At 70.6% G+C, this 8,680-nt stretch carries 9 protein-coding genes; 2 read left to right on the plus strand and 7 right to left on the minus strand.

Annotated features, from left to right (window positions below):
- From AC08OO_RS12570 to AC08OO_RS12580, 3 genes are all read right to left on the minus strand, one after another.
- The coding region (locus AC08OO_RS12570; protein WP_476618532.1) for an LAGLIDADG family homing endonuclease at positions 1 to 1,402 on the minus strand (1,402 nt) is incomplete at its 3' end.
- Positions 1,403 to 1,741: 339 nt separating this feature from the next.
- Positions 1,742 to 2,287 (minus strand): transcriptional regulator NrdR, encoded by a 546-nt coding sequence (gene nrdR / locus AC08OO_RS12575; protein ID WP_476610179.1) that lies wholly within the window; start codon positions 2,285 to 2,287, stop codon positions 1,742 to 1,744.
- A 337-nt stretch (positions 2,288 to 2,624) separates the two neighbouring features.
- Positions 2,625 to 3,011 (minus strand): LysM peptidoglycan-binding domain-containing protein, encoded by a 387-nt coding sequence (locus AC08OO_RS12580; protein ID WP_476610178.1) that lies wholly within the window; start codon positions 3,009 to 3,011, stop codon positions 2,625 to 2,627.
- Between the two features lie 304 nt (positions 3,012 to 3,315).
- On the opposite strand from AC08OO_RS12580, the gene lexA reads away from it, so the two are divergent.
- Complete coding sequence (gene lexA / locus AC08OO_RS12585) at positions 3,316 to 4,122, plus strand: transcriptional repressor LexA (protein ID WP_476610177.1); 807 nt, start codon at positions 3,316 to 3,318, stop codon at positions 4,120 to 4,122.
- A 65-nt stretch (positions 4,123 to 4,187) separates the two neighbouring features.
- On the opposite strand, the gene hflX is transcribed toward lexA, so the two are convergent.
- A complete protein-coding gene (hflX, locus tag AC08OO_RS12590) occupies positions 4,188 to 5,648 on the minus strand; it encodes a GTPase HflX (protein WP_476610176.1) in 1,461 nt (486 codons plus the stop codon).
- A gap of 492 nt (positions 5,649 to 6,140) precedes the next feature.
- On the opposite strand from hflX, the gene AC08OO_RS12595 reads away from it, so the two are divergent.
- Positions 6,141 to 6,818, plus strand: coding sequence for a helix-turn-helix domain-containing protein (locus AC08OO_RS12595; RefSeq protein WP_476610175.1), 678 nt, complete (start codon positions 6,141 to 6,143; stop codon positions 6,816 to 6,818).
- On the opposite strand, the gene AC08OO_RS12600 is transcribed toward AC08OO_RS12595, so the two are convergent.
- The 3 genes from AC08OO_RS12600 to AC08OO_RS12610 form a co-directional block, all read right to left on the minus strand.
- The gene (locus tag AC08OO_RS12600) at positions 6,740 to 7,261 is read right to left on the minus strand and encodes a VOC family protein (protein ID WP_476610174.1); all 522 of its coding nucleotides are present in this window, start codon (positions 7,259 to 7,261) and stop codon (positions 6,740 to 6,742) included. The genes AC08OO_RS12595 and AC08OO_RS12600 overlap by 79 nt on opposite strands.
- The gene (gene dapF / locus AC08OO_RS12605) at positions 7,245 to 8,120 is read right to left on the minus strand and encodes a diaminopimelate epimerase (RefSeq protein WP_476606199.1); all 876 of its coding nucleotides are present in this window, start codon (positions 8,118 to 8,120) and stop codon (positions 7,245 to 7,247) included. The genes AC08OO_RS12600 and dapF overlap by 17 nt, the downstream gene beginning before the upstream one ends.
- 59 nt (positions 8,121 to 8,179) lie before the next feature.
- Positions 8,180 to 8,680 (minus strand): EAL domain-containing protein (locus AC08OO_RS12610; RefSeq protein WP_476618533.1); only part of this gene is annotated, 501 nt, incomplete at its 5' end.

Raw genomic sequence — 8,680 nt, forward strand, 5'->3', positions numbered from 1 at the left:
CCCGGTACCAGTTCAGGATCGACTCCATGGTGTCGTCCACGGAGAGGATGAAGCAGTTGTGCACACGGAGGCCGGCGGAGAGGTACTCGCCGCTGTCGGTCTGGATGTCGTAGACCGGCATCGGCCCGCGCGGCTCAATGCGCTCGATCTGCAACCGCTTCACCGGCTTCGCGGCCTGGCCGGGCTGATCGAACGACGTCTCCAGCTTCGCGGCCTTCACCGGATCGAGGAAGCCGATCTCGTCCGCGAACGTCCGCCGGTCACCGGCGTTCTGAATGCCCAGGCTCCAGAGGTCGTGGCGGTCGGGTCGCGGATCCGCCTCGCGGCGTACCCGCGCGAAGATGCCGAACCGGGCGAGCAAACCCTGCACCCCGCGAATGAGGCCCTCGCTGATCATGTCCAGCCCGATCAGCGTCGAGCGCTCCCGGCGGGACACGTAGCCATCGGCCTGGAACAGGCTGCGCAGATAAGCCGCGACAACGGGTAGCGGAGCGTCATACAGCCGGGTCGGCACAGTCATCGCCTCGATGGTCAGCGAGGCGTTCGTACCGGCGTACCGACCAACAAAACCGTCCGCCTGCAGCCGGCCCGCGAGCGCCGCCTCGGCGATCTCCCGTGAAGTGATCTCACCCTCGCCCGGGGCGATGGTGCGATGCCACTCGAGGGTGTCCCCGGCCCGCAACGCGCCGGCGGGGACGAAGGCCCCGGCACCCGCGGAGGTGCTCCGCCACACCAGATGATCGGCGGTGACGTCGAGCGCGTGACCGGCCCTCGTCCAGATCCGCAGGACGTCCTTGACGCCGTTGGACTTGGTCGCGATCACCTGGGTCAGACCGTGCGCGTCGAAGACCTTCGTCCCCACCGCGTCCGTCTCCACCAAGGCGCCGATGGGAACCAGACCGGATGGCGTGCTGACGAGGGCGTCATAGGGCTGGCACGCCGAGACCTGCTGCGGCGCGGGGGTTCCCACGTTGAACCAGACCGGCGAGTTGAAGCTGAAGACCTGGTGGAGCAGCATCCAGGTCAGTTCGTGCTCGAAGATCTCGGCGTCGGTGTCCGAGGCGAAGTAGCCGTGCTCGCGGCCGGCCGCGCCGTAGGCGTGCACGACCCGATCGATCAACTGCCGCAGCGACCACTCCCGCCCCGGCGTGCCGGGCGCCCCACGGAAGTACTTGCTGGTAACGATGTTGGAGGCGTTCACCGACCAGAACTGCGGGAATTCCACTCCCCGCTGCTCGAAGTTGACCGAGCCGTCCCGCCAGTTGGTCATGACGACGTCCCGGGACTCCCAGGTGACCTCGTCGTACGGGTGGACGCCGGCGGTGGTACGTGACCGCTGGATCTTCAACCCACTCGCTTTCGCCGCTGACCTGCTCGGCTTCGTGCCGCGGCTGTCGGTCATGACGCTCCTCGTCTTCACTCGTCAGCTTCAACCTTCAACAATGTGTTGTGGGCATCCCCGCCCCAGGCCGCAGCCAGCGGACGTCGGGACGGTGCGGGGCCGGACCTCGACGCACGGCGGTGCCCGCGGGGACGAGCACGCGCCCGGCAAACACACGCACGGCGAACACACGCACGGCGAACGGCACCAGCCAGGTCGAGCCGGGCCGCATGCGTGCCGTCCGGGAGGTCCGCGGTCCTCGCACGGCCGCGACGCGGGATGTCACCCGTCGCCGGCGGGACCGGGCCGGCACGGCGAGCCAGGGCGATGTATGACGCTTTCGGTCGAGCAGTCCCGGCCCTACCTGCTATGCACCTGCTGGGTGCCGATCACCGGCGAGGCATCGACGGCGCCGCGCGGGACCGGTCGTGCTGGTCCATCCCGCGCGGTGGGAGGTCCGGCGGCCTCGGAGCGCAACGCGGCGATCGCGGACTCGAAGTCAGTCAACGACTCGAAGGCCAGGTACACCGAGGCGAAGCGGAGATAAGCCACCTCGTCGAGCTCACGGAGCGGACCGAGGATCGCCCGGCCGATCGCCTCCGCGGGCACCTCCGCCGACCCCGACGAGCGGACGGCGTCCTCTACCCGCTGCGCCAGAAGCGCGAGATCATCATCCCGCACCGGCCGGCCCTGGCAGGCCTTGCGGACACCGGCGATGACCTTGGCCCGGCTGAACGGCTCGGCCGCCCCACTGCGCTTGCGAACCTGAAGGGACGCCTCCTCCATCGTAGTGAACCGGCGACCGCAGGACAGGCAGGACCGCCTGCGGCGGATCGCCGAACCCTCCTCGGCCTCCCGACTGTCAACGACGCGACTGTCCGGATGCCGGCAGAACGGGCACCGCACGCGCTACGCCTCCTTCGCCCGCGCCGGAGCCGACCGCCCCGGACCGGGGATGAGGGACACCGTTGAGGACCCGGCATCCACGCCGGACAGACCACCTTGTGGATGGACCGCCAGCTCCCCGCGGAAGACCTGTGGAACAACCTGTGGATGACTTACACCCCGGTAAGCACCAGATGTTGTGTCCAAGGTAGCGCACGGCCCCAGAGATGAGGACAGCACCCCCGTATGGTCCGTGTGGTCCGCATCGCACGTGGCACCGCACGTGGACGAAAGACGACGGTGCGCGAGAACCCTGCGCCGAGACACTCGTGGACCCGGGAAGCCGGGAAGCCGGGCGTCAGGGAAGGAGTAACGACTGGCCCGGGGCGATCAGTGGTGACCGCAGGTGGTTCAGCCGCATCAACCGGTCCACCATGACCCGGGTGTCGGCGCTCTCGTCGAGCGCCACTGCCACCTCCCACAGCGTCTCCCCCGGCACGACCAGATGGTGCCGCGGCGCCTCCGCGGTATCCGGCCCGGCAATCGACACCCCAGGCATGATCATGATTGCTACCGCCACGACGACCGCCACGACGACCGATACCACCACCACCCGACCCCGCCGGGTCAGCCGGAGCGGCGGGGGTGCGGGCGGGCGACCCGGCGGGTATCCCGCCGGCCGACGACCCACCCGGTCCCTGGCCATCGACAGGTCGACGACCCGCGCCCTGTGTGCGGATCCCACGGCACCCTCCCGTTCCGACGACACCGAACGCCGAAGATCGAACCTTCGTTCGATCGAACGCGTGGTCGATTGTCGCATCGGGAACCGGAAACCGCCAGGGACACGCTCGAACAGACGTTTGAGATTCTGCGACCCGCCGGTTACCGTCGAGTCGATCGGGTGTGAACCGGGCGGTTTCCCCCGGTCACGGACGGCGGCGAGTCGGTAGGTGACCGCTTCCGGAGCGGGACGGTCCGCCGTGCGGTCGCCGGCCGGCCGGTGGCCGCACGGCGGAAGAAAAACGCGACGAGGAGAGCGGTAAGCGATGACTAGCCAAGGCAGGGGTACGCGCCGGGGCGGAACCCGCGGCAACGTGCGAGCCTTTCCCGAAGGCCCCACGGACGCGGGCCTGACCCCCCGGCAGCGCAAGGTGCTGGAGGTCATCCGGGCCGCGGTGGAGCGGCGCGGGTATCCGCCCAGCGTGCGGGAGATCGGTGAGGCGGTCGGCCTCACCAGCACCAGTAGTGTGGCTCACCAGCTCAGGGTGCTCGAGGAGAAGGGCTACCTGCGGCGGGACCCGAACCGCCCGAGAGCGATGGAGGTGCTGACCGTCGAGCACCCCCGGCGACGCGCGGATGTGGGCGCGGGCGCGACGACGGTGGCGGGCACGACGACGGTGGCGGGCACGACGACGGTGGCGGGCACGATTCCCATCATCGGTGAGGCGGCGCCGGGCACCACCGAAGGAAGCAAGTCGGACGCGGCCTACGTGCCGGTGCTGGGCCGGATCGCCGCCGGTGGCCCGATCCTGGCCGAGCAGGCGGTCGAGGACGTCTTCCCGCTACCCAGGGAGATCGTCGGCGAGGGCACTCTGTTCCTGCTCCGGGTCGTCGGCGACTCGATGATCAACGCGGCGATCTGCGACGGTGACTGGGTGGTCGTCCGCCAGCAGCCGGTCGCGGACAACGGGGAGATCGTCGCCGCAATGATCGACGGGGAGGCGACGGTCAAGCGTCTGCGGCTTCGGGACGGCAAGATCTGGCTACATCCGGAGAACTCGGCCTTCGCCGACATCCCCGGTGAGGATGCGACCATCCTCGGCCGGATCGTGGCTGTGCTCCGCAGGGTTTGATGTGGATCGGCCGGCCGCCCGTCGGGCGGCCGGCCGGGTTGCCTCGCGTCTGATCGCTCCTGGGCTCAGGCCCGGTAGGCGTGCAGCTCCGCTGCGAGTCCCGAGGAAACCCGGGCGGACAGCCGGGTACCGGTCTCGGTGTGCTCCATCGTGAGCACCTCGCCGTTCGCGTGCACCCGGGAGACCAAGTCGCCCCGGGTGTAGGGCACGAGCACGCGCATCTCCACGTCGGGATGCGGCACCCGGGCACAGAGCGCGTCGACCAGCGCGGCCAGCCCCTCGCCCGTGCGTGCCGAGACGAACACGGCGTCCGGGGCGAGCTGGCGCAGCCCCGCGACGACCGTCGGCTCCACGGCGTCCACCTTGTTGACGACGATCAGCTCGGGAACGCCGCCCGCGTCGATGTCGTTGAGAACCTCGCGCACGGCGGAGATCTGCGCGGCCGGATCCGGCGATGATCCGTCCACAACGTGCAGGATGAGATCGGCATCGGCGACCTCTTCCAGCGTCGAGCGGAACGCCTCGACGATCTGATGCGGCAGATGCCGGACGAATCCGACGGTGTCGGTCAGGGTGAAGGCCCGGCCGTCCGGCAGGGTCGCCCGCCGCACGGTCGGATCGAGGGTGGCGAACAGCGCGTCCTCGACCAGGACACCCGCGCCGGTCAGCCGGTTGAGCAGCGACGACTTACCGGCGTTGGTGTAACCGGCGATCGCCACGCTGGGGACCTCGCCCCGCCGCCGGGCGGAACGCTTGGTCTCCCGCACGGTCGTCATCGCGGCGAGCTCGCGGCGCAACCGCGCCATCCTGGCCCGCAGCCGCCGACGATCGGTCTCGATCTTCGTCTCACCGGGACCGCGGGTACCGATGGGCGCCCGGCCGCCGCCACTGGCCGCGGCCCGCGACATCGACTCACCCCACCCACGCAGCCGGGGCAGCATGTACTGCAACTGCGCGAGCTCGACCTGGGCCTTGCCCTCGCGGGAGGTCGCGTGCTGGGCGAAGATGTCCAGGATGAGGGCCGTCCGGTCGATGACCTTTACTTTGACGACCTCCTCCAGCTGCCGCAGCTGACCCGGGGTGAGCTCGCCATCGCAGACCACCGTGTCCGCGCCGGTCGCCGCGACGACCTCGGCGAGCTCGCGGGCCTTGCCCGAACCGACGTAAGTCGCGGCATCCGGCCGGTCGCGACGCTGCACGAGCGCGTCGAGCACCACCGAACCGGCGGTCGTGGCGAGCGCCGCGAGCTCCGCCATGGAGCTCTCGGCCGACCGCGGGGAACCCGACGTCCATACGCCGATGAGGACGACACGCTCCAGCCGCAGCTGCCGGTACTCGACCTCGGTAACGTCGTCGAGCTCGGTGGCGAGACCGGGAACCCGCCGCAACGCGGCGCGATCCTCCAGGTCGAAACCGTCCCCAGAATCGTCGAAAAAGTTCGACAGGTAAGACGAATCGGCATCGGTCAGCTTGATGAGAGATCTGTCGAGAGTGGACGCATCGAAGGCGTCAGCAGGAAGTGTCATACCATCCGTTCTCAACGCGGCCCGCTACCGCACCATTCCGCGATCATTCCGTGCCGCCTGCTCCGGCCGGGCCCCACGACCCGGTGGCCCGAGGAGGATCCGCCGGACCGGAAGACCCTGCCGCACTCGTGGCGCGCCTCCCCCCGTTTCCCGGCGAATCCCGTCGCCAACCAGGGTCCCACGTCACCACGTCGATCGCGAACCGTTTTGCCGCCCCGCCGACGTAGCCTCTGCGACGTGTACCACGAGTACCACGAAAGACGGGCCCACCGCCTCGCCGCGACGATCTGGGACAGCTCGGGCCGCCCGACTCCCCCTGGACACCCCCCGGGCACCACGCGGACGACGGCGGACCGGCATCCGGACCGCACCGGGCCCTCGGACCGCACCGAGCGCACCGAGCGCACCGAGCGCACAGGGCGCACAGGGCGCACAGGGCGCACAGGGCGTACAGGTGTGGTGGGCAGTCGGCGAGTGTTGCCGGACGGATGCATGGACATCATCTGGAGTTCCGACGCCAATCTGATCGTCGCGGGGCCGGACACGGCGGCGAAGCTGGTGCGCTGGGCACCAGGCGTGCGGCACGTCGGGCTCCGCTTCGACTCGGGCTCTGGACCATCCCACCTCGGAGTGGCCGCGGACGAACTGCGCGACCAACGCGTCCCGCTCGCCGACCTGTGGGGCGACGGACCGGCGCAGCGACTCGCCGAGCGGCTCGCCATGGCCGCTGATCCCCTGGTCGCATTCGAGTCGTCGATCGCCGCCCGGCCCGTTCACCCGGCGCTCGTGGACCGGTTGGTTCCCGCCGTTCTGGCGGGTGCCCGCGCCCGGGCGCCTGTGGACGACCTCGCGCGCACAGCCGGGCTGAGCGAACGCCAGCTGCTGCGTCGCTGCCGGCGCGTCTTCGGATATGGCCCGAAGACGCTCGCCAGGATCCTCCGGATGCAGGACGCCCTGCACGCGGCGCGGGCCGGCATCCCGTTCGCGGTCGTGGCGGCCGAGGCCGGCTACGCCGACCAGGCGCACCTCGCCCGGGAGGTACGCGCGCTCGCCGGAGTTCCGCCGACTCACCTCATCCGAAATGTCAACGTTCAGGACGAGCTGGACGTCTCGGTATCGGATGTCGCGGATGTCGCGGATGTCGCGGCCGCTACGGGCAGTGGGGCGTAGAGGTCGACGTGGTTGCCGTCTGGATCGAGCACGACCGCATACCGCTGGCCCCAGAAGGCGTCCCAGGGCGGAAGGTGGCCGGTGTGACCGGCGCCGACGAGGTCGGCGTAGACCTCATCGACCTCGTCCGGCGTGTCGCAGGCGAAGGCCAGCCCGACCCGCGGCGAGCCGGTACCCGCCGACCAGCGCGGATCAAAGGATCGGATGGTCGCCTCGCTGTCGAACGCGAGGCGTGGACCGCCGGGCAGCTGCACCTCGACGTGCGGCTGGGCGTCGGCCCCGGCGGGCAGATCGAGGCCGAGCCGGCGGTAGAACGCCAGGGACCGGGCCATATCAGCGACGATCACACCGGTCAGGGTGAACGATGGTGGCATGAGGGCACCGTAGGGCAGGCAGGCGGGCCGGGTCTTGCAGGAAACGGACACCTCACCCGACCGGGTCATGGGCCTCCGCATGGCGCAGCACGCCGTCGAAGACCAGCTCGGCGGGCCCTCGCAACAGCACGGTCTCCGGCTGCCAGATCACGACCAGGCCGCCGCCGGGCACATCCACCTCGACCTCGACCGGCGCACCCGCCGGCCGAGCACCCCGCCGGGCCGCCCAGGCCACCGCGACCGCGCAGGCACCGGTGCCGCAGGACGCGGTCTCCCCGACCCCACGTTCGAACACCCGCATCGCCACCCCACCCGGCCGGTCAACGACGATCTCCACATTCACCCCGTCCGGGAAGTCAACCGGGGAGAACGATGGTGGTCGGGTCAGGTCGAGCCGACGCAGCCCGGCGACGTCCAGGTCGCCGGCGAAGCAGACCGCGTGCGGATTACCCATCGAGACCGCGGTCGCGGTGAAGTCACGATCGGCGACGGTGACCGGGGCCCCGGGTCCGTCGATGATCCGCGGCGGTCCCATGTCGACCGTGACGTCACCGTCCACCGCGGCCTCGACGAGCCGCAGCCCGGCGCGGGTCGCGACGTGGAACCGTCCGGGCTGGGCGTATCCGGCGTCGACGAGGTAGCGGGCGAACACCCGGGCACCGTTACCGCACATCTCGGCAACCGAACCATCAGCATTGCGGTAGTCCATGAACCAGCGCGCCCGGCCGGCCAGACCGGCCGCCTCGGGAACCGCGGCGCAGAGCACCACCCGCAGCACCCCATCGCCCCCGATGCCGGCCCGTCGGTCGCACAGCGCGCGCACCAGGTCCGCGGTGAGGTCGAGGTCCCCGTCGGGATCCGGCAGCAGGACGAAGTCGTTGCCCGTCCCGTGGCCCTTGACGAATCGCAGTCCCAGCTCGTCCCGCACGTCGCCGATCGTACGGGGGATGCCGCTCGGCACCTGACGACCGGGCTCCCGCGGCGGCGTCAGCCGGCTGCGGCCCGCGCCCACTCCCGCATCCGGTCGTCGGAATGCGACGGCTTGTACCAGCGGTCGGGCCGGCCGCGCCCGAGAGCGATCATCCGAGCGTCCTCCACCGGCACCGGCGGACAGAACACCGGTCCGATGGCGCGATCGCAGTCGAGATCCACCACCCGGGACGCCAGGCGCGCGGTGTCGACATCGTCGGCAACGACGGGCAGGCCGCGTTGGTGGGCAAGCCGGACGATGGCCGCGAGCACGGCCTCACCCTCGAGGTCCTTCATCGTCGCCCGCAGGAACAGACCGTCGATCTTGACGAGGTTCAACGGCAGCTGGTCGAGCACGGCCAACGAGCCCAGCCACGTGCCGAAGGACCCGACGGCGATCGCCACCCCGAGGGCACGCAGCCGGGTCAGCAACCGGGGCACCATCGGCGCGGCGAGTCCGAGGGTCTGCTCGCTGAACTCAAGGCCGATCGCCCCGGCCGGCAGCACCCGGCCCGAGAC

The organism is Frankia sp. CeCAU1, assembly GCF_977971845.1.

Excerpts from the sequence above, each read along its gene's own strand:
- lexA (WP_476610177.1), top strand. The coding sequence starts at position 3,316 with ATGACTAGCCAAGGCAGGGGTACGCGCCGGGGCGGAACCCGCGGCAAC.
- hflX (WP_476610176.1), bottom strand. The coding sequence starts at position 5,648 with ATGACACTTCCTGCTGACGCCTTCGATGCGTCCACTCTCGACAGATCT.
- AC08OO_RS12600 (WP_476610174.1), bottom strand. The coding sequence starts at position 7,261 with ATGACCCGGTCGGGTGAGGTGTCCGTTTCCTGCAAGACCCGGCCCGCC.
- AC08OO_RS12595 (WP_476610175.1), top strand. The coding sequence starts at position 6,141 with ATGGACATCATCTGGAGTTCCGACGCCAATCTGATCGTCGCGGGGCCG.